The following is a 21382-nucleotide window of genomic DNA, read 5'->3' on the forward strand; positions in this document are numbered from 1 at the left end:
TCCATGGCTACTCCACAGATTGATAAATTAAGAAATATCGCGATCATCGCGCACGTTGACCACGGTAAAACCACGTTGGTTGACAAGCTGCTACAACAATCAGGCACGCTTGAGTCTCGCGGTGAAGCTGAAGAGCGAGTCATGGACTCGAACGACATCGAGAAAGAGCGCGGTATTACCATTCTTGCTAAAAACACAGCAATCGACTGGAACGATTACCGTATCAACATCGTAGATACTCCGGGACACGCGGACTTCGGTGGTGAAGTTGAGCGTATCATGTCGATGGTAGACTCTGTACTACTTATCGTTGACGCAGTTGATGGTCCAATGCCTCAAACGCGTTTCGTAACACAAAAAGCGTTTGCTCACGGTCTAAAACCAATCGTTGTAATCAACAAGATTGACCGCCCTGGCGCACGTCCTGATTGGGTTATGGACCAAGTGTTCGACCTGTTCGACAACCTAGGTGCAACTGATGACCAGCTAGACTTTAAAGTAGTTTACGCATCAGCACTTAACGGTTGGGCTTCTCTAGAAGAAGGCGAAACTGGCGAGAACATGGAACCACTATTCCAAACTATCGTTGATGTTGTTGACGCGCCAAATGTTGACCTTGATGGTCCACTACAGATGCAAGTTTCTCAGCTAGACTACAGCTCTTACGTTGGTGTTATCGGCGTGGCTCGCGTAACTCGTGGTAGCGTTAAGCCAAACCAGCAGGTAACCATTATTGGTGCTGACGGTAAAACTCGCAACGGTAAAGTGGGTACAGTAATGGGCTACCTTGGCCTAGAGCGTCACGAAGTGGAACAAGCTAACGCGGGTGATATCATCGCAATCACTGGTCTTGGCGAGCTGAAAATTTCTGACACTATCTGTGCACAAAACGCAGTAGAAGCATTACCACCATTGTCTGTTGATGAACCAACAGTAACAATGACGTTCCAAGTAAACACGTCTCCATTCGCGGGTAAAGAAGGTAAGTTCGTAACGTCACGTAACATCCTTGAGCGTCTTGAGAAGGAATTGGTACACAACGTTGCACTACGCGTTGAGCAAACAGACGATCCAGATAAATTCCGCGTATCAGGTCGTGGTGAACTTCACCTTTCTATCCTGATCGAAAACATGCGTCGTGAAGGCTTTGAGCTTGCGGTATCTCGTCCAGAAGTAATCATCAAAGAAGAAGATGGTCAGTTGATGGAACCGTTCGAAACGGTAACTATCGACGTAATGGAAGAGCACCAAGGCGGCATCATGGAGAACATCGGCCTACGTAAAGGTGAGCTGAAAGACATGTCTCCAGACGGTAAAGGTCGTGTGCGTATGGACTTCGTTATGCCATCACGTGGTCTGATCGGTTTCCAAACGGAATTCATGACACTGACTTCAGGTTCAGGTCTTCTTTACCATACGTTTGATCACTACGGCCCTCACAAAGGCGGTAACATCGGTCAACGTGTAAACGGTGTACTAATCGCGAACGCGATGGGTAAAGCGCTAACTAACGCACTGTTCAACCTTCAAGAGCGTGGTCGTCTATTTATCGGTCACGGTGTTGAAGTTTACGAAGGTATGGTTATCGGTATTCACAGCCGTGACAACGACCTAACGGTAAACGCACTGAAAGGTAAGCAGCTAACCAACGTTCGTGCATCAGGTACAGATGACGCACAGGTTCTTACTCCGCCAATCAAGATGACTCTTGAGCAAGCACTAGAATTCATCGATGACGACGAGCTAGTAGAAGTAACGCCTGAAAGCATCCGTATCCGTAAGAAGTTCCTAACGGAAAGCGACCGTAAGCGTGCTTCTCGTGGCGCGAAATAATTTTCGTTAAGCGATTCAATTAAGAAGAAGCCTCGAGTTATGCTCGGGGCTTTTTGTTTTCTGGAGTTGAATATGAACCCGATTATTATCACCGGTGGGCCTGGTGCGGGAAAAACAACACTGCTGAATGCGCTAGACGCGTGTGGTTACGCCACGTTTCCTGAAGGGTCTCGCGACTTGATTGAGCAGCAAAGCCAGTTAGAAAATGGTATTTTGCCGTGGACGAATTTACCTGAGTTTGCCAAGTTATGCCTTGGGTTGATGGACAAACAAAAGAGTGATGCGCGTTGTCATGATGTTGCGTTTGTTGATCGCGCCATCCCCGACATCATTGCATACCTACAAGTGGGCGGCTGTAAGGTTGACCAAGCTTTCTTAACCGAAAGCGCTGGGTACCATAGTCAGGTGTTTACTTGTCGACCTGAAGCATCCATTTACGTACAAGATGAAGTGCGTCCGCACAGCTTTGAAGAAGCATTGGAGATTCATCAGTCGTTAGTGAGTGTCTATACTGAGTTGGGTTATGAAGTGATAGAAGTACCATGGGGAACTGTGCCAGAGAGAGTAGGCTTTGTTCGAAGAGTCATCGGTTTACTCGGTAAGGTCGCCGACTAAAACCTCCTCACTAGGAGGAGGTCTAAATCATTTACTTTTGATTGAGCTTTTGTAGGAATTTATCGGACTCTGCAATCGCTTCGTTCATTTGTTTGATCGCAAACTGAATGTCTTTCTCTAAGCTAGAGAACTCACCTTGCAAAGAACCAATCGCACTGGCGTTAAGGTTGTGTTTTAAGTACAACGTGTTGTCACGTAGCGTATCCAGTACCGGTGTCATCTTTTTCTCTGCACGCTTCATAGCGCTAAGCATGGTTTTGTACGAGGCTTTGGTTTCACGTAGTTTTTGCTCGCTTGAACGACGCAGTTTCGCACTCGAGTACAGCTCTAGCTCATCTTGCCACTCATCAAACAGTGCGCCGGATACGTCTTCAATCGCAGCAATACGGTCACGTACGTCTTGAGCCGCTTTTTCGCTATCTTCGTATTTGTCATTGATGTTGTTGTAGACATTTTCTAGCTCACCACCATCAAAGTTGGTGATCGCAGACAAGGCTTCAAGTGCACTGGTGAATTCTTCTTGTGCATCTTGTTGAGATTCTTTGGCATCTTCGACGCGGTCGACCATAATATCTCGTTTATGATACCCAACCTGCTCCATTGCTGAGTAATAAGCAGATTGACACCCTGTTAAAGTGAAAATTGATAGTACAATTGCTAATAAATAAGGCATTCTTATGTCCTCGGCGCTAATTATGGGATGAACTATGAACCAGTTATCAGAGAGTTACAAGGCGAGATTAATCAATCTACTGCCAAGTTGCGTCGCGTTTTTTAAGTATCTTCTTAAGCGATTAACGCATGATCGTGTGAATGTGAACGCGGGCTATCTTGCCTACATTACCTTGTTATCCATCGTGCCAATGCTGACGGTATTGTTATCAATATTGTCGAAATTTCCCGTTTTTGCGAACGTTGGTGAGGTGCTGCAAGGCTACATTATTGAGAATTTTGTGCCAGCTTCTGGAGAAGCTGTACATACGGCATTACAGGAATTTGTGGCGAATACGGGCAAAATGAGCGCGGTTGGCGGTGGGTTTTTATTCATCGCAGCGGTCATGCTGATTTCCAACATTGATAAGAACTTAAACTACATTTGGCGAGTTAAAGACAAGCGCCGTTTAGTCTTTTCATTCTCTATGTATTGGATGGTACTCACGTTAGGGCCGATCATGGTCGGTGCGAGTATTGCGGCGACGTCGTACGTGACTTCGCTGCAAATTTTAGAGAACGAGACATTATCTGGTGCGTTTAATTTATTTCTGCGTTGGCTACCGTTGTTGCTGTCCTTTTTTGCTTTTCTTGGCTTGTATATTCTAGTGCCGAATAAAAAAGTACACCTCGCTCATGGTGCCATGGGGGCAGCAGTCGCCGCGATACTGTTCGAGTTGAGTAAAAAAGGCTTTGCGCTTTACATCACTCAGTTTCCGTCTTATCAGCTCATCTACGGCGCGTTAGCGGCGATTCCTATCTTATTTGTTTGGGTGTATTTATGCTGGATGATCGTGTTATTGGGGGCGGAAGTTACGGCTGCGCTTGGTGAGCGAGAGCACTGGAGTGAAGATTTAGACATGATACACTCGACCGCTGAATCTCAGTTAACAGATGAAGGAAGCGAGAGTAGTGATAGCGCTAATTCAACGAGTCAGTGAAGCAGCCGTCCGCGTGGATGGTGAAGTCGTAGGAGAAATTGATCGTGGTCTGCTGGTCTTATTGGGCGTAGAGAAGGACGACGATGAAGCTAAAGCAAAGCGTTTAATGGAGCGTGTTACAACCTACCGTGTGTTCGAAGATGACGAAGGCAAGATGAACCTGAACGTTAAACAGGTGGAAGGTAAAGTGCTGGTGGTTTCTCAATTTACGCTGCCTGCGGATACAAAAAAAGGCACGCGAGCTGGCTTTTCTCGCGGTGCGCATCCTGTTGATGCAGAGCGCTTGTATGATTACTTTTCTGACTTGTGTGAAGAAGTCTTACCCACACAGCGTGGCCGCTTCGCTGCCGATATGAAAGTGTCCTTGGTGAATGACGGTCCTGTGACGTTTTGGTTGCAGGTCTAATCTGGTAACACAGGCGCCATAGTCTAAGCTTTAACTCCAAGCTCATGGAATTGGCTTGGAGTAATTTTTCCGACACTGATTAGTGTTGTGCTTTCAAAGGATTGATATGTTCAAACTCATTACTCCCAAAACCGATAATCAGATAAACAAGTATTATCAGTTTCGCTGGCAACTGCTTCGTGAGCCATGGCGTATGCCGATCGGCTCAGAGCGCGATGAATACGACGAAATGAGTCATCACCGCATGATTGTTGATGGTCGAGGTCGTCCTATGGCGATTGGCCGTTTATACATTACGCCGGACAATGATGGCCAGATCCGCTATATGGCGGTTAAAAATAATCGCCGTAGCAAAGGGATGGGTTCGCTGGTTTTGGTTGCACTAGAGTCGTTAGCACGCCAGGAAGGAGCGAAACGCTTGGTGTGTAATGCCCGTGAAGATGCCATCGCCTTTTATGAAAAAAATGGCTTTGAGCGTCGAGGTGAGCTGACCGATGAGCGTGGCCCTGTGCGCCATCAGCAAATGGTGAAGCAACTGGATCCGATGGCCAATGTGTTACGTCGCCCTGAATGGTGTACTGAGCTTCAACAGCGCTGGGAGCAACAAATCCCAATTAGCGACAAAATGGGGATCAAGATTAACCAGTACACGGGTTACCAGTTTGAATGCTGTGCGCAGCTTAATCCTAACCTTAATCCGCATAACACCATGTTCGCTGGGTCAGCTTTTACCTTAGCAACCCTGACAGGGTGGGGGATGACGTGGCTGCTGCTTAAAGAGCGTGGGCTGCACGGTGATATTGTGTTGGCCGACAGCTCGATTCGCTATCGTCAACCAGTCGAACAAAACCCCGTGGCGAGTACTTCGTTGGATGGGATCAGTGGTGACCTAGACCGATTGGAGTCGGGACGCAAAGCACGCATCGTTATTCACGTAGTGATTTATAGTGGTGACACGCCAGCTGTTGATTTTGTCGGTACCTATATGCTGATACCGAACTACTCGCAGTTACTCAGTTGCTGATGGGGTAAGCGCCGACTGATCTGCTGGGCGCTTATCTGTTTCACCTTCTTGCTCTGTCGGTGAGAGGGTTTGTTCTGCTGCGGAATTCGTGTCGGGTACTTCATCTTCTTCGATAACTTCTTCGTAAAGCTCTTCCTCTTGAGTCTCCAAATTGATGTTATCAATTACGATTGGCTGCTCGATGGAAGGTTCATTTTTCTGTGGAGTCTCAATATCAGTAGGCTCGGCCAGTTTTGATGCGTTCACGCACTCATTACGGTGGGTTTCGCCACTTAGTAGATCGCCTTCAATGTTTCCGCACGACTCTTCCAATTGATAAGTAATGCCACTTAGCGGGTTGTTGGCCATATCAAATGTTCCCCAAACCTTACCACTTATGGCTTTTCCTGAGATGGTGACCGGCTTTATGGCAACTTCCCCTCGTTGCGCGCTTAAACGCAGTGGACTTAAGGTAATGGCTTTGAGCGAATGATCCGCTTGGGACTTCAAGCGGGTATCTCGGAGATTGGCTTCCACTTCACCCGATAAGCTGTAGGCCAGCATGTTGCGATCACCTGATAACCCTTGTAGATCGAGGCTGAGATCGGAAAAACCATCAATAGCCAGTGTGTCGGGTAAAAAATAATCGTGGAAGAGCGATAAGGGAATACCATCAGCATTGACGTTGAGCGCCCAAGGTTGGCTCGGGGTACTCAAATCTATTTGTCCGATGCCTTCTACGTAGCCTTGCTCGAGTGGCGCAAAAAGGCGAGTCAATTGCCAAAAGCCATCTTTGCTTTGCATGGCAAGTGCTGCGTGAGACGTGAGTATTTGGTCATAGCTGGCGTTGACAACGCTGACTTCCAATTCGCCTTGCCAAAGGCCCCAACGTTGAGCCGACTGTTTAATATCAAGCTGTTGCCCTTCGATATTTAAACCGGAAAGTTGCCAATAAGGTTCGTGAGATAGCTGGATAATTTGGCTGCGCTCAATGTCGAGTCGTTCGATTGCAACATGCTCTAACTCGCTGGTGGCGGCGTGCCACCAATTTAGGTTGTCTTCTGGCTGTGTTGCCCACTTGAGGCCTTGAATAGAGGCTTCTTTGAGCTTCCATTGTGTTGGCGTGAACAATCCAGAAACTTGCACTCGACCTTGCTGCCAATCTAAGCTGAGCTCGTTGAGCTGGATTACTCCTGGCTCGATAGCGGCACTCAAACGTGGCTCTATTGCGGTTTGCTGCTGGAATCGAACGCTATCCGCCTGCAATGACACTTGAGCTTTTGTCTTCCAGAGAGACAGTGGCAGTGTGGCGTTTTCCACAGAAAGATCCAAGTTCTGCCAGTGCCAGTCGCCCCATTCAATATCGGCGTTAAGCAAATCTAAGCTATTAATATGATTAATGCTAAATGGTAGATCGTGCCAAGGTTTTGCAAGCAGTGATTGGCGCTGCGTATTACTCAGTTTCAGCTTGTTGATGGTCACATTTACTAAAGACCAGCCTTGAGGATACTGCTCCCCTTGCCCAGATATTTGACTGTTACGCCAGTTAAAAGAGGTGCCATAAAGCGTACTGTCTTGCGGTTTGTAGTCTATATCGACTAAGACTTGATTAAAGGCTTCGCCATTCCAATAGAGTTGGTCGGCCGCAAGTTGAACTTCGCCATATGGTATTAATTGACCATTCCATTGTGGTGATTGAATTTGAAGGTCAATGCCATTGGCAGAGTACTGCTCGTCGGCGTAATCAATATTTTTGAGCGCGATTTGATGGAATAAAACGTTGTCTAAAGGTGGGAGCTTTGGTGCGCCATACTGCAAGCTCATACCATCAATCAATAAACTATCAACGATCCATTTACCATCGCGATAAACATCGGGATTCATCCATAAATCGACTTGCTCGATGTAAGACGCATCGTCTCCGCTGGTGTTCACGCGTTGTAAAGTTAGGTGATAGGGAAAGCCATAACGCACGCTTTCGGCCCGGAAGGGAAGAGAAAAGGTGTTTGACAGCAAGCGCCAGGTTGCGTCCGCGTAAGATGTTGTTAGCAGCGCAATCGTAGCGGCCGGAATGGTAACTAAGATAACCAGTAACAGAAGTAGAACTCGACGCGCTGTTTTCATCTTTGCTAGAACCTACGTGTGTTATTAAATAAAACTAGATAAGCTTTAGCTTGTATCAATATTCTGTGGTATTCAATAAAAAGCCCCTCAAAAGAGGGGCTTGAAGCAATTTTTGTAACTTGGCCTACGTAAAGGTGATAAGTTAATGCCAACTTTTCACTGAGTTTACGCGACGTCGCTGTTACTCGATTTAATCAATCTGAGGACCAGCCGCAACCAGAGATTTACCTTCAGCGTTGTCTGTGTACTTATCAAAGTTATTGATAAAGCGCGCTGCTAAATCTTTCGCTTTGCTTTCCCACTGAAGTGGGTCAACGTACGTGTCGCGAGGGTCTAGAATGCTTGGATCCACACCTGGTAGTGACGTTGGTACTTCAAGATTGAAGATAGGAATGTGCTTAGTTGGTGCATCTTCAATCGAACCATCAAGAATTGCATCAATAATTCCGCGTGTATCTTGAATAGAGATACGTTTGCCAGTGCCGTTCCAACCAGTATTCACTAGGTAAGCCTCAGCGCCCGCTGCTTCCATGCGTTTAACCAGTACTTCTGCGTATTTAGTTGGGTGAAGCGTTAGGAACGCCGCGCCGAAACAAGCAGAGAAAGTTGGTGTTGGCTCAGTAATACCGCGCTCTGTTCCCGCTAGTTTGGCGGTAAAGCCTGATAGGAAGTGGTACTTAGTTTGCTCGGGTGTCAATTTAGATACTGGAGGCAGTACGCCAAATGCATCGGCTGATAGGAAGATCACTTTATTCGCGTGACCGCCTTTTGATACTGGCTTAACGATATTATCGATATGGTAGATAGGGTAAGAAACACGTGTGTTTTCTGTTTTCGAACCATCATCAAAGTCGATAGAGCCATCGCCACGTACTGTTACGTTTTCTAGCAGTGCATCACGACGAATTGCGTTGTAGATGTCCGGCTCCGCTTCTTTCGAAAGTTTGATGGTTTTTGCGTAACAACCACCTTCGAAGTTGAAGACACCGTCATCATCCCAGCCGTGCTCATCATCACCAATTAGCGCACGTTTAGGATCAGTCGACAGGGTCGTTTTACCCGTACCAGATAGACCGAAGAATACCGCTACATCGCCATCTTTGCCCATGTTAGCGCTACAGTGCATTGATGCGATGTCTTTTAGTGGAAGGAAGTAGTTCATCATGGCGAACATACCTTTCTTCATTTCACCGCCGTACCAAGTACCACCGATAAGTTGCATGCGCTCAGTTAGGTTAAATACGGTGAAGTTTTCTGAGTTCAGGCCTTGCTCTTCCCATTTTGGATTAGTGCATTTTGCGCCATTCATTACTACGAAGTCTGGTTCAAATGTCGCTAACTCTTCTTCTGTCGGGCGAATAAACATGTTTTTAACGAAGTGCGCTTGCCATGCGACTTCTGTGATAACACGAATGCTCAAACGTGTATCTGGGTTTGCACCACAGTAACCGTCAACAACAAACAAGCGTTTGTTAGAAAGCTGGTTTGTGACCAGTTCTTTTAGCTCGTCCCACACTTCAGGAGTGATTGGCTTGTTATCATTTTTCACTTGATCAGACGTCCACCACATATGTTCTTCTGTCGTAGCGTCTTTGACGATGTATTTATCTTTTGGTGAGCGACCAGTAAAGATGCCAGTGTCAACGGCAACCGCACCTAGTTCAGTAACCACGCCGCGCTCATAACCGGTTAGGTCTTCACGCGTTTCTTCCTCAAACAACATTTCGTAGCTTGGGTTGCGAATAACCTCTTTTACGTTATGCAGTCCGTGCTTGGTTAGATCAAGTGTTGCAGCCTTAGTATGTTCCATAACGGTCATAGGTGCTCCTTATAAGGATTTTGTAGGGATTTTGTAAGAATGTTTTAATTTTAATCTGCTCACCATGCTAGCAACGGGGCGGGGAGAAAACAGGGAGATAGCTCAAAATTTGCCCATGATTTCAATAAGGTTTTAGGTAACCCGTCACATATTGGTGGGAATAGTCTATCGTGCACGCAATCCTTTGCGCTAGGGCAAAATCATTATTAATTGTTTAAAATTAAGCAGTTGTTTTATTACGCTTGAGGCTAGTTATTACGAGGGGTTGATCACAAAAAGGCCAGCATTAAGCTGGCCTTTTGTAGGGTAAATTACGTGCTTGATAAGCTATGTAAATTAATGCAGGGTTTTCTTGTCCGTAGAAGCTTGTGCATACAGTTCAGTGACTTCAGATTCGTCGAACGTATAAGTTGTGCCACAGTAATCACAATGTAAAGAAACTGATCCAACTTCTGCCAAAATGTCATAAATTTCAGCTTTCTCAACGGTGATGATTGCTGCACCGCTACGCTCACGAGAACAGCCACAATGGAACTCGACAGGTTGCGGCTCGTACAGACGTACTTTGTCTTGGTTATATAGTCGATACAATAACTCGTTCGCTTCTAAACCAAACAATTCTTCATCTTTTACTGTATCAGTGAGCTGCTCTAGATGTTCGAAATCATCTGGAGAGCCAGTGCCGTCAGGGATCACTTGAATCAACATACCTGCTGCGTGTGCTTTGCCCTCATGCTCACCAGTGCGGATCCATAGGCGCGTTTTTAACTGCTCTGAGTTTGCAAAGTAGCCTTCTAGCACTTCTGCTAAAGTGTCACCTTCTAGTCCAACGACGCCTTGGTAACGCTCGCCGTTTTTCGGTTCGATGGTGATCACAAGGTAGCCCTTACCCATTAGATCGTGAATATTTGCGTCATCGGCAACATCGCCTTCCCAGCGAGCTACGCCACGAACACGTTGGTTATGGTCACCGTTGATAACGGCAAGAGACACAGGACCGTCGCCTTGTAGCTGGATGGTGATCGAACCTTCGAACTTAAGAGTGGCAGTTAAAAGAGTAGTTGAAACGAGTAGCTCACCCAGCAGTTTCTCTATTGCTGCCGGATATTCCTTGCTGGAGATAACACGTTGGTACGCTTCATCCAATTGTACCAACTCGCCACGTACTGAAAGATCTTCGAATAGGTAGCGGTTTAAAACATTATTTGCCATGGAGTGTTTTCCTCGTTGGTAATTCCGGCTTTTATTGGTGTTTGAACTTAATGATGTCTCGGCGCTGCTTTTTATCTGGGCGGCGTTCCGGACTTGGGTTGTGGGCATTAAGCTTACGTTGAGTCGCGTGTTCCTCACGTTTCGCGATACTCTCATTGGTTTCGCGATATAAGGTTTGTGCGATGGGAGCGCCTCGGCGTTGATCTGAGATTTGTTCGATTATCACGATTTTTTCTTCGTTGCCTTGACGAAGTCTGACTTCAGCGCCCACTTCAACGATTTTACTCGGCTTGCTTCGTTGGCCATTATAGTGGACTTTACCGCCATCGACCATGTTACGCGCGATGGAGCGGGTTTTGTAAAATCTTGCGGCCCATAGCCATTTATCTAGCCTAACGGCTTCATTTAGGGAACTCATAGAACACTACGCTATCTAATCACTGCCCGAATACAGCAATGAGTGATGGATTATTCACCTACAGATGGAGTCAAGGCGTATTTTTTTCAAGGGAGTTGGCAAAAACTGCATAAGAAAAAGGTATGAAAGACAACTTGTGATATAGTTCACTGCTCTTTGTTGAGTAATAATTTTATTGCAAATTTAGCAATTTAAAGTCGATAGCTATCGTTATAGCTTAAATGACGGACGTTAGAATAAAGGAATCCATTCAGTGAAACGTTTAGAGCTAAGTGCAGGATTATCAAGCAGACCGCTACTGGCTCAGATCAAGTCCAATCATTATACCATTCAAGCCAAACTTAGCTTGTTGCTTACCTGTCTGTTTATTGCGATAACCGGATGGATACTTGGCAAAATTGTGTGGTTAGCCATACCTCAATCGTCGGAAGTGCCGCAATGGCGTCCATCGGCGAGTAGCGTTGCTGCGAGCAATAAAGGCGACGCGATAGATTTTAATGCCCTTCAGAATGCCAACCTATTCGGTAAATACACTGAGCAAAAAGCGGCGGTTGTAGAACAGCCTATTGTTAAAGACGCCCCTAAGACGCGCCTTAACCTTACGCTGGTCGGTGCGGTTGCAAGTAGTGATGCCAACACCAGCCTTGCTGTTATTGCTAACCGAGGTAAGCAAGCTACGTACGGTTTGGGTGAAGAAATCGAAGGGACACGTGCGACACTAAAAGCGGTATTGGTGGATCGCGTCATCATTGATAACCAAGGTCGAGACGAGACCTTAATGATGGAAGGTATAGAATATAAGAAGCTATCTGAATCGCCGCAGGTAGCTAGGGCGCAAGCTCAGCGAGCAGAAGCAGCGACGTCTGACGTTGGAGAGAAATTAGAGCAAATCCGCGAGGAAATTGCGAAAGATCCACAAAGCGTTTTTAAATACATCACCATTTCACCCGTCAAAAAAGACGGAGACATTGTTGGTTATCGAGTATCACCTGGTCGTGATGCCGCATTATTTAATGATGTAGGACTACAACCTGGCGATATTGCGGTTCAACTGAACGGGATCGATTTAAGTGATCCGTCTTCTTCAGTACAACTGATGCAAGTGATGAGCGATCCGCAAGAATTAAATTTAACTGTTGAGCGAGACGGCCAACAGTACGATATCTATATCCAATTGTAAGACTTAGGCAACCGGCGTAAGTTCAGGGAGACATACGTGAAACATTGGTTCAGCAAAAGTGCTTGGCTACTAGCAGGAAGTTTACTCTGCGTACCAGGTGCAATGGCAAACGAATTTAGTGCGAGCTTTAAAGGCACTGATATTCAAGAATTCATCAACATAGTGGGTCGTAACCTCGAAAAGACCATCATTGTTGATCCTTCAGTACGCGGTAAGATCGATGTCCGCAGCTATGACGTACTTAACGAAGAGCAATATTACAGCTTTTTCCTTAATGTCCTTGAAGTATACGGTTACGCAGTCGTAGAGATGGACAATGGGGTACTTAAGGTTATCAAAGCAAAAGACTCAAAAACCTCAGCAATCCCTGTGTTAGGTGATGGCAGCGCGCAAGGCGATAGTGTTATCACTCGAGTTGTCGCGGTGCGTAATGTGTCGGTCCGTGAGTTGTCTCCTCTACTTCGTCAACTGATTGATAATGCCGGTGCCGGTAACGTGGTTCATTATGATCCAGCGAATATTATCTTGATTACTGGTCGTGCGGCAGTAGTGAATCGCTTAGCAGAGATCATCAAGCGTGTTGACCAAGCCGGCGATAAAGAAATTGAATTGGTGGAGCTGCGTAATGCATCTGCTGCTGAAATGGTACGCATTGTCGAAGCACTGAATAAAAGTGCGAATCAGAAAAGCACGCCAGAGTTCCTTGAACCTAAAATTGTGGCCGATGAACGTACTAACGCGATTTTAATTTCTGGTGATCCAAAAGTAAGAGCCCGCTTGAAACGTTTGATTCGTCAACTTGATGTTGAAATGGCGACAAAAGGTAACAACCGAGTTGTGTACCTGAAAAATGCGAAAGCTGAAGACTTGGTGGATGTATTGAAAGGTGTTTCCGATAACCTGCAAGCTGAAAAGCAAGCTGGTCAGAAAACATCAGGTGCATCGCGTGGTGAGGTCGTCATTGCTGCTCACGCTGCAACTAACTCGTTAGTTTTAACAGCGCCACCAGATATTATGATGGCATTACAAGACGTCATTTCTCAACTCGATATTCGTCGTGCTCAGGTTCTTATTGAAGCGTTAATTGTCGAAATGTCTGAAGGTGATGGTATTAACCTAGGTGTTCAGTGGGGTTCATTAGAAACGGGTGCTGTAATTCAGTACGGTAACTCAGGAGCCCCGATTGGTCAGGTGATGGTTGGTCTAGAAGAAGCAAAAGATCAAACCCGCACTGAATACTATACCAACTCTAATGGCGAACGAACGCCATATGATGTTACTGAATCAGGTGACTACTCTACGCTAGCGTCAGCGCTTAGCGGAGTAAATGGTGCGGCAATGAGTATTGTTATGGGTGACTGGACAGCGCTAATTAGTGCTGTTGCTTCTGACTCCAACTCAAACATTCTATCTTCTCCGAGTATTACCGTAATGGATAATGGCGAAGCATCATTTATTGTGGGTGAAGAGGTTCCGGTTATTACGGGCTCTACGGCTGGCTCAAACAACGACAACCCATTCCAAACGGTTGACCGTAAAGAAGTCGGTATCAAACTCAAAGTAGTGCCACAAATTAACGAAGGTGACTCTGTACAGTTAAATATTGAACAAGAAGTTTCCAACGTATTAGGCGCAAACGGTGCGGTTGACGTTCGCTTTGCTAAACGACAGTTAAACACCTCTGTCATGATCCAAGATGGTCAGATGTTGGTTCTTGGTGGTTTGGTCGATGAACGCGCACTTGAAAGTGAGTCTAAAGTGCCGCTATTGGGTGACATTCCGGTACTTGGCCATCTGTTCAAGTCAACTAGCACGCAAACAGAAAAACGTAACTTGATGGTGTTCATCAAGCCGACGATTATTCGCGATGGTGTGACGGCTGACGGTATTACGCAGCGTAAATACAACTTTATTCGCGCAGAACAGCTTTATAAAGCGGATCAAGGGTTGAAGTTGATGGCAGACGAGAAGATCCCGGTTATGCCAGCCTTTGGCCAGGAGCGTCAGCACCCAACAGAGATTCAAGCGTTTATTGATCAAATGGAAAACAACTAATGGTTGATATGTTAGACACAGCGCCAAGTATGCGTCGTCTGCCATTCAGTTTTGCCAACCGCTTTAAACTGGTGCTGGAGACAGAGCATCCTGAGCGTCCACCTATTCTTTACTATGTCGAGCCGCTTAACCCTGCGGCTCTGGTTGAAGTCCGTCGTGTATTAAAGAAAAGCTTCGTACCGCAACCTATCGATAAAGAAGCCTTTGATAAAAAGCTGACCGAAGCATATCAACGCGACTCGTCTGAAGCGCGTCAGTTGATGGAAGATATTGGTGCTGATAGCGATGATTTCTTCTCTTTGGCTGAAGAACTGCCGCACGATGAAGACTTATTAGAATCGGAAGACGATGCGCCAATCATCAAATTGATCAACGCCATGTTGGGCGAAGCGATCAAAGAAGGTGCGTCGGATATTCATATTGAGACGTTCGAGAAAACCCTTTCGATTCGTTTCCGTGTCGATGGCGTATTGCGTGAAGTCCTGACTCCAAGCCGTAAGCTAGCGCCCTTGCTAGTTTCTCGTGTGAAGGTTATGGCTAAACTAGATATCGCAGAAAAGCGTGTGCCTCAAGATGGCCGTATTTCGTTGCGTATCGGTGGTCGTGCGGTGGACGTGCGTGTATCTACGATGCCGTCCTCACATGGTGAGCGCGTGGTAATGCGTTTGTTGGATAAAAACGCGACTCGTCTTGATTTACATAGTTTGGGCATGACACCTTCAGTGCATGACAACTTCCGTCACTTGATTGGCCGCCCTCACGGTATCATCTTGGTGACGGGCCCGACAGGTTCTGGTAAATCAACCACCTTGTACGCTGGCTTGCAAGAGATCAATAGCAACGAACGCAACATTTTAACGGTTGAAGACCCGATCGAATTTGATATTGATGGCATCGGTCAAACTCAGGTGAACCCAAAGGTCGACATGACTTTTGCGCGTGGTTTGCGTGCCATTCTGCGTCAGGACCCGGATGTGGTGATGGTCGGTGAGATCCGTGACTTAGAAACCGCACAAATTGCAGTGCAAGCGTCCTTAACGGGTCACTTGGTAATGTCTACTCTCCACACCAACACCGCAGTGGGTGCGATTACGCGTCTACGTGATATGGGTATTGAGCCATTCCTTATTTCTTCTTCGTTATTAGGGGTGCTAGCGCAGCGCTTAGTTCGAACGCTTTGTCCAAGCTGTAAAGAGCCGTATGAAGCCGATGCTGAACAGAAAAAACTGTTTGGTATGGAAGCGCATGAACCACTAGAGCTACACCGTGCTAAAGGCTGCGAAGCGTGTAACCAAAAAGGTTACCGAGGTCGAACAGGTATCCACGAGCTCATTATGGTTGATGAGCAAGTGCAAGAGTTGATTCACCGAGAGTCTGGTGAGCAAGAAATTGAGAGAGCCGTTCGCGCCCATACGCCAAGTATTCGCAGCGATGGTTTAAGCAAAGTGCGTCGTGGCATTACGTCACTTGAAGAAGTGATGCGAGTGACGAAGGAAACCTAATGGCGGCATTTGAGTACAAAGCGCTAGATGCAAAAGGCAAGCATAAAAAAGGCACGATAGAAGGGGACAACGCCCGACAAGTGCGCCAGCGACTCAAAGAGCAAGGGATGATCCCGATTGAAGTGGTCGAGACGAAAGCTAAATCGGCTAAGTCTTCAGGTTCAGTCAGCTTTAAGCGCGGCATCTCGACATCTGAGCTGGCACTCATCACACGGCAATTGTCTACGCTAGTCCAATCAGGAATGCCTTTGGAAGAGTGTTTGCGTGCGGTCTCTGAGCAGGCTGAAAAGCCGAGGATTCGTTCTATGTTGGCTGCGGTTCGCTCGAAAGTAACAGAGGGTTATCCGCTTGCCGACAGTTTTGCCGATTACCCACATGTGTTTGATGAACTGTACCGCTCCATGGTTGCGGCGGGCGAAAAATCAGGTCACCTCGATACCGTATTAGAGCGTTTGGCAGACTACGTCGAAAACCGCCAAAAGATGCGATCTAAATTGCTTCAAGCCATGATTTATCCTGTAGTTTTGGTGGTATTCGCGGTTGTCATCGTTTCGTTCTTATTGGCGACAGTTGTTCCTAAAATCATTGAACCCATCATTCAGATGGGCCAAGAGTTACCTCAATCGACGCAATTTTTACTGGCAGCCAGTGAGTTTGTGCAAGATTGGGGGCTGATTATTTTCGTTGTGCTGGTGGCGCTTTTCTATGGCCTCAAACTGGCGTTGCAAAAGCCAGACTTTCGCTTAGCTTGGGACAGAAAAATCTTGAGCTTACCGCTAATAGGTAAGATCTCTCGAGGTTTGAATACCGCACGATTCGCACGAACGCTTTCGATCTGTACTTCCAGTGCGATTCCAATTCTAGAGGGTATGCGCGTTGCGGTAGATGTTATGTCTAACCGTTATGTGAAGCAGCAAGTCTTGCTTGCAGCGGATAACGTTCGAGAGGGGGCTAGTCTGCGTAAGGCGTTGGATCAAACTCGCTTGTTTCCACCAATGATGCTACACATGATCGCCAGTGGTGAGCAAAGTGGTGAATTAGAGAGCATGTTGACGCGGGCTGCCGATAACCAAGATCAAAACTTTGAATCAACAGTCAATATTGCTCTGGGTGTGTTTACTCCTGCGCTGATTGCATTAATGGCTGGATTAGTGTTGTTCATTGTGATGGCGACCTTGATGCCAATGCTAGAAATGAATAACTTGATGAGTGGATAATTTCGAATTAAGACGTGTCTACTAACGGCATGGCTTTAATCTAACTTTCGGAGAAAAAAATGAAGTTTAAGCGTAGTAAACAACAGGGTTTTACACTTTTAGAAGTGATGGTTGTTGTGGTTATCCTAGGTATTTTGGCAAGTTTTGTTGTTCCAAACCTATTGGGTAACAAAGAGAAGGCTGACCAACAAAAAGCGATTACGGACATTGTCGCGTTGGAAAATGCCCTAGATATGTACAAGTTGGATAACAGCGTTTACCCAACAACGGACCAAGGTCTAGAAGCATTGGTTAGTAAGCCATCTAACCCAGAGCCACGCAACTACCGTGATGGTGGTTACATCAAACGTCTTCCTAATGACCCTTGGGGCAACCAGTACCAATACTTAAGCCCAGGTGATAACGGTACAATCGATATCTTCACTCTCGGCGCAGATGGCCAAGAGGGTGGAGAAGGTCCAGCTGCAGATATTGGCAACTGGAACATGCAAGACTTCCAATAATTGAGCCTAAGCCAGCACTAATGAAACAAATGCGAAAACATAACGGTTTTACATTGATAGAAATTCTATTGGTGCTGGTTTTGCTATCTCTTACGGCTGTGGCCGTGATCTCGACGTTACCGACTAGCCAAAAAGATCTTTCCAAACAGTATGCTCAAAGCTTTTTTCAGCGTTTACAGCTGCTCAATGAAGAAGCGGTGCTGAGCGGTAAAGATTTTGGCGTTCGAGTGGATGATACCAAATCGACCTACGCTCTACTGAGTTTAACCTCAGAAGGTTGGCAGCCTCTGAAATTAAAGCAGATTCCGAGCAAAACCAAGCTAGAAGAAGATATTACGCTACAACTCGAGCTCGGAGGTGGTGCTTGGGATAATGATGAGCGCTTATTCAAACCAGGTTCTCTTTTTGATGAAGACATGTTCGCAGAAGAAGAGGACGAAAAGAAAATTCAGCCACCGCAAGTGTTTATCTTTTCCAGCGCCGAAGTCACGCCATTTACCCTGTCTTTTTTTCCGCAAAATGGTGATGCCTTTAATGACGGTTGGCGAGTCATTGGCAAAGAAAGTGGACAAATTTTGTTATTAGCTCCGGGCGAAGAAGTGAAAGAGGATGAGAATGCGCAATTTTAAGCAAGCTCGCCCAAATTTGAGTCATCGCCGGACGAGAGGCATGACCTTACTGGAAGTATTGGTCGCACTGGCAATTTTCGCTACCGCTGCCATCAGTGTCATTCGCTCTGTGAGCCAGCATATTAATACAATCAGTTATCTAGAAGAAAAAATGTTTGCAGCCATGGTTGTGGATAATCAGATGGCAAATGTGATGTTGAATACCGGAGAACTCAAAGCGAAAAACGGCACAGAAGAGCTGGCAGGACGCACTTGGTTCTGGAAAGTCACGCCAGTCGCCACGACGCAGCCATTGCTGAAAGCATTTGATGTGAGCGTCTCGGTAGAGAAAAGCGCGAGCCCTGTAGTAACGGTACGAAGCTATGTGGCGCAATAATCATCTCCGCGCAAACACGCGCCAAAGGGTAAAAGGTTTTACACTTATTGAAGTGTTGGTATCGATTGCCATCTTTGCCAGTTTAAGTGTCGCAGCGTACCAAGTGGTATCGCAAGTACAGCGTAGCAATGCGCTATCACAAGAACGAACCCAACGCTTAAACGAAATTCAGCGTGCCATGGTTATGATGGATAACGATTTTCGTCAAATGGCGATGCGTCAAACACGTACTAATGGTGAAGAGCCTGCTAGCCGGCTAATTTTTTGGTCCGATTACCTGTTGGACTCCGATACTAAAGGGCTGATGTTTGCCCGTTTAGGTTGGCACAATCCTCAGCAGCAGTTCCCTCGTGGAGAAGTAACCAAGGTTGGCTATCGCTTAAAAGAAGAAACACTGCAGCGAGTATGGTGGCGCTATCCTGATACGCCGGTTGGGCAACAAGGTACTGTTACTCCATTGCTAACGCAGGTCGAGTCATTTGATATGCGTTTCTATGATGGTAAGCAATGGAAAAAAGAGTGGGCTGAAGAAAAAGCGCTGCCGAAAGCGGTTTCTGTTGTTCTCACTCTCAAAGACTATGGAGAAATTGCCCGCACTTATCTCACTCCTGATGGCACATTGAGTCAGAAAGAGGAAAGTTCAGGAGACAGCAATAATGGTTAACCGTCAGCGCGGTGTTGCTTTGATTATAGTGTTGATGTTGCTGGCGATTATGGCGACGGTTGCCGCCAGCATGTCGGAACGTTTGTTCTTACAGTTTCAGCGAGGCGCTAATCAAATCAATTACCAGCAAGCGTACTGGTACAGCCTTGGCGTCGAGGCGCTAGCAAAAGTGGGTATCGAACAAAGTTATAAAGACACCGACACGATTAATATGAGTCAACCGTGGGCGATAAAAGAGCAAGTCTATCCGTTAGATTATGGTCAAGCGGCGGGACGAATTAGAGACAAGCAAGCGTGCTTTAATCTAAATGTATTGAGTCGTGTGCAACCAACGGGTCAGCAAATTACAAGACCATATTTAGTGAATGTATTGCAGCGCCTATTAGAAGAGTTGGATGTCGAGCCATATCAAGCAGAAATCATTGCAGACTCTACTTGGGAATACATTGATGCTGATGACTCTGTCCGTTCGACTACTGGGGTTGAAGACAGCACATATGAAGCGATGAAACCTTCCTATTTGGCATCAAATGGTTGGATGGCAGATGCTTCCGAGTTACGGGCTGTCTATCAGGTGAGTGGTGAAATTTTCCAAAAATTGGAGCCGTTGGTCTGTGCATTGCCAAGTGATGACTGGCGTTTAAACGTGAATACGATTGATGTTGAGCAAACTCCGATTTTGGTGGCAATGTTCTCACCAAACTTAAGCAGTAGTGATGCGATTCAGCTAATTGAAAAACGCCCATTTGATGGGTGGGATAGCATTGATGAATTTTTAGCAGAGTCAGAAATGGCTGGCTTAAGTGAAGATGTAAAGAAAAACGCCAAAGGCTATTTGGGTGTGGATAGCGCCTTTTTTGAATTGGATGCACAAGTGTTGGTGGATGAATCACGTGTACGTATCCGAAGCCTTTTGCAAAGTACAAATAGAGAAACGGTGACCGTAGTTCGCCGTCGTTTTGGAGGGATCAGTGAGCGAGTTTCTGACCGTTCGGCTGAGTAGCGAACAACAAAGTACCATTCCTTGGGTGGTGTGGTCGACAGATCAACAGGAAGTGATTGCTAGCGGTGAAATCGCCGGGTGGGAACACTTAGATGAATTGGTCTCATATGCTGGTCAGCGCCAAGTTGTGGCGCTGTTGGCGAGTAATGATGTGGTCCTGACGCAAGTGGATATACCGCCTGGTGCAACACGCCAATTCGAGGCGATGTTACCGTACTTAGTGGAAGACGAAGTTGCTCAGGACGTTGATGGCCTGCACTTTAGCGTGTTGGGTAAACAAGCGGATAAAGCGCAGATTTGCGCAGTTGAACGTGCTTGGATTCAGACTGTACTGCAACGTTTCTCAAGCCAAGGTATCGCCATTAAACGCATTTTACCCGATGTGCTTGCGTTACCGGTTCGTGGAGATCACAGCAGTGCTGCAATGATTGGCGAGCAATGGCTAATTCGTCACTCTGTGACAGAGGGCGCGGTTGTCGACGCTTCTTGGTTAGACCTTTACCTCTCTTCTTATCTACAAAATCATGAAGGTTGGAAGCTCGATTGCTATAGCTCGGTCCCGGAATCTGCGTTACCTGAAATATGGGAGCCGCAACCAGAGGAAATGACGATGGCTTTACTGGCGAAGGGGGTGACAGAAAGCAAAGTCAATTTGCTGACTGGGATCTTCAAGCCGAAATCTTCTTGGGGTAAATACTGGAAGCTCTGGCAAAAAGCCACCATTGCTGCGGGGGTGCTTATCGTTGTCATGGTTGCGCAGCAGTTGCTCGTGGTCCACAAGTACGAAGCACAAGCTCAAGCGTATCGTGAGGAGAGTGAGCGTATTTTCCGCCAAGTGTTCCCAAATAAAAGACGCATTCCTACCGTTAGTTACCTCAAACGACAAATGGATGATGAAGAGCGCCGCTTATCTGGTGGAGGTGGTCAGCAGGCAATGTTGTCATGGTTGGCGGCATTACCCGCGACGCTTGGTCAGGTCAGCGACTTGGAGATCACTAGCTTTAAATACGACGGACAACGTGGCGAAGTACGTATTCAGGCTCGTAGTTCAGACTTCCAACCTTTTGAGCAGGCTCGTGTGAAATTGGCAGAGAAGTTTAATGTTGAGCAAGGTCAGTTGAACCGTAGCGATAACGTTGTGGTTGGCAGCTTTGTTTTGAAGCGTTTGTGA

At 46.5% G+C, this 21382-nt stretch carries 20 protein-coding genes; 15 read left to right on the forward strand and 5 right to left on the reverse strand.

The window, feature by feature from the left end; genetic code table 11:
• Positions 1-3: 3 nt before the first annotated feature.
• Together typA and R8N49_RS08235 are read left to right on the forward strand one after the other, a co-directional pair.
• A complete protein-coding gene (gene typA / locus R8N49_RS08230; RefSeq protein ID WP_005379276.1) occupies positions 4-1833 on the forward strand; it encodes a translational GTPase TypA in 1830 nt (609 codons plus the stop codon).
• Between the two features lie 72 nt (positions 1834-1905).
• Positions 1906-2448 carry an AAA family ATPase gene (locus R8N49_RS08235; protein WP_005382971.1) on the forward strand — a complete coding sequence of 181 codons (543 nt, stop codon included), beginning with the start codon at positions 1906-1908 and terminating at the stop codon, positions 2446-2448.
• Between the two features lie 31 nt (positions 2449-2479).
• On the opposite strand, the gene R8N49_RS08240 is transcribed toward R8N49_RS08235, so the two are convergent.
• The gene (locus R8N49_RS08240; RefSeq protein ID WP_005382972.1) at positions 2480-3121 is read right to left on the reverse strand and encodes a DUF2959 domain-containing protein; all 642 of its coding nucleotides are present in this window, start codon (positions 3119-3121) and stop codon (positions 2480-2482) included.
• Between the two features lie 34 nt (positions 3122-3155).
• Here R8N49_RS08240 and R8N49_RS08245 point away from each other — a divergent pair, with 34 nt between their 5' ends.
• From R8N49_RS08245 to R8N49_RS08255, 3 genes are all read left to right on the forward strand, one after another.
• Entirely contained in the window at positions 3156-4100 is a 945-nt protein-coding gene (locus R8N49_RS08245) for a virulence factor BrkB family protein (RefSeq protein WP_005379281.1), read from the forward strand.
• Entirely contained in the window at positions 4072-4506 is a 435-nt protein-coding gene (dtd, locus tag R8N49_RS08250; RefSeq protein ID WP_005379282.1) for a D-aminoacyl-tRNA deacylase, read from the forward strand. The genes R8N49_RS08245 and dtd overlap by 29 nt, the downstream gene beginning before the upstream one ends.
• A 106-nt stretch (positions 4507-4612) precedes the next feature.
• Positions 4613-5530, forward strand: coding sequence for a bifunctional GNAT family N-acetyltransferase/hotdog fold thioesterase (locus R8N49_RS08255; protein WP_005379283.1), 918 nt, complete (start codon positions 4613-4615; stop codon positions 5528-5530).
• Here the strand turns inward: R8N49_RS08255 and R8N49_RS08260 are convergent.
• The 4 genes from R8N49_RS08260 to hslR form a co-directional block, all read right to left on the reverse strand.
• Entirely contained in the window at positions 5516-7633 is a 2118-nt protein-coding gene (locus R8N49_RS08260; protein WP_132936675.1) for an AsmA family protein, read from the reverse strand. The two genes, R8N49_RS08255 and R8N49_RS08260, sit on opposite strands and share 15 nt — an antisense overlap.
• 190 nt (positions 7634-7823) lie before the next feature.
• Positions 7824-9452: a phosphoenolpyruvate carboxykinase (ATP) gene (gene pckA, locus R8N49_RS08265; RefSeq protein ID WP_017820689.1), complete on the reverse strand. Its 1629-nt coding sequence runs from the start codon at positions 9450-9452 to the stop codon at positions 7824-7826.
• A 336-nt stretch (positions 9453-9788) separates the two neighbouring features.
• Complete coding sequence (gene hslO / locus R8N49_RS08270; RefSeq protein ID WP_005379290.1) at positions 9789-10664, reverse strand: Hsp33 family molecular chaperone HslO; 876 nt, start codon at positions 10662-10664, stop codon at positions 9789-9791.
• 31 nt (positions 10665-10695) lie between these two features.
• The gene (hslR, locus tag R8N49_RS08275) at positions 10696-11082 is read right to left on the reverse strand and encodes a ribosome-associated heat shock protein Hsp15 (protein ID WP_005379292.1); all 387 of its coding nucleotides are present in this window, start codon (positions 11080-11082) and stop codon (positions 10696-10698) included.
• Positions 11083-11335: 253 nt separating this feature from the next.
• Between hslR and gspC the strand changes: the two genes are divergently transcribed.
• From gspC to gspL, 10 genes are read left to right on the forward strand one after another with little or no spacing between them, the layout of a single operon-like run.
• The gene (gene gspC / locus R8N49_RS08280) at positions 11336-12262 is read left to right on the forward strand and encodes a type II secretion system protein GspC (RefSeq protein ID WP_005379294.1); all 927 of its coding nucleotides are present in this window, start codon (positions 11336-11338) and stop codon (positions 12260-12262) included.
• Between the two features lie 36 nt (positions 12263-12298).
• Complete coding sequence (gene gspD / locus R8N49_RS08285) at positions 12299-14317, forward strand: type II secretion system secretin GspD (protein ID WP_005379295.1); 2019 nt, start codon at positions 12299-12301, stop codon at positions 14315-14317.
• Positions 14317-15819: a type II secretion system ATPase GspE gene (gene gspE / locus R8N49_RS08290; RefSeq protein WP_005379296.1), complete on the forward strand. Its 1503-nt coding sequence runs from the start codon at positions 14317-14319 to the stop codon at positions 15817-15819. The genes gspD and gspE overlap by 1 nt, the downstream gene beginning before the upstream one ends.
• Complete coding sequence (gene gspF / locus R8N49_RS08295; RefSeq protein ID WP_005382993.1) at positions 15819-17036, forward strand: type II secretion system inner membrane protein GspF; 1218 nt, start codon at positions 15819-15821, stop codon at positions 17034-17036. Before gspE ends, gspF begins: the two co-directional genes overlap by 1 nt.
• A 59-nt stretch (positions 17037-17095) precedes the next feature.
• Positions 17096-17539, forward strand: a complete 444-nt coding sequence (gspG, locus tag R8N49_RS08300) for a type II secretion system major pseudopilin GspG (protein WP_005379298.1) — start codon at positions 17096-17098, stop codon at positions 17537-17539.
• Between the two features lie 29 nt (positions 17540-17568).
• Complete coding sequence (locus R8N49_RS08305) at positions 17569-18168, forward strand: prepilin-type N-terminal cleavage/methylation domain-containing protein (protein WP_031779019.1); 600 nt, start codon at positions 17569-17571, stop codon at positions 18166-18168.
• Positions 18155-18544, forward strand: a complete 390-nt coding sequence (gene gspI, locus R8N49_RS08310; protein WP_017635009.1) for a type II secretion system minor pseudopilin GspI — start codon at positions 18155-18157, stop codon at positions 18542-18544. Before R8N49_RS08305 ends, gspI begins: the two co-directional genes overlap by 14 nt.
• Entirely contained in the window at positions 18531-19208 is a 678-nt protein-coding gene (gspJ, locus tag R8N49_RS08315) for a type II secretion system minor pseudopilin GspJ (protein ID WP_132936677.1), read from the forward strand. The genes gspI and gspJ overlap by 14 nt, the downstream gene beginning before the upstream one ends.
• A complete protein-coding gene (gene gspK, locus R8N49_RS08320) occupies positions 19201-20211 on the forward strand; it encodes a type II secretion system minor pseudopilin GspK (RefSeq protein ID WP_005382999.1) in 1011 nt (336 codons plus the stop codon). The genes gspJ and gspK overlap by 8 nt, the downstream gene beginning before the upstream one ends.
• Positions 20180-21382 carry a type II secretion system protein GspL gene (gene gspL / locus R8N49_RS08325; protein WP_053303405.1) on the forward strand — a complete coding sequence of 401 codons (1203 nt, stop codon included), beginning with the start codon at positions 20180-20182 and terminating at the stop codon, positions 21380-21382. Before gspK ends, gspL begins: the two co-directional genes overlap by 32 nt.

The organism is Vibrio sp. 1978 (genome assembly GCF_033344345.1).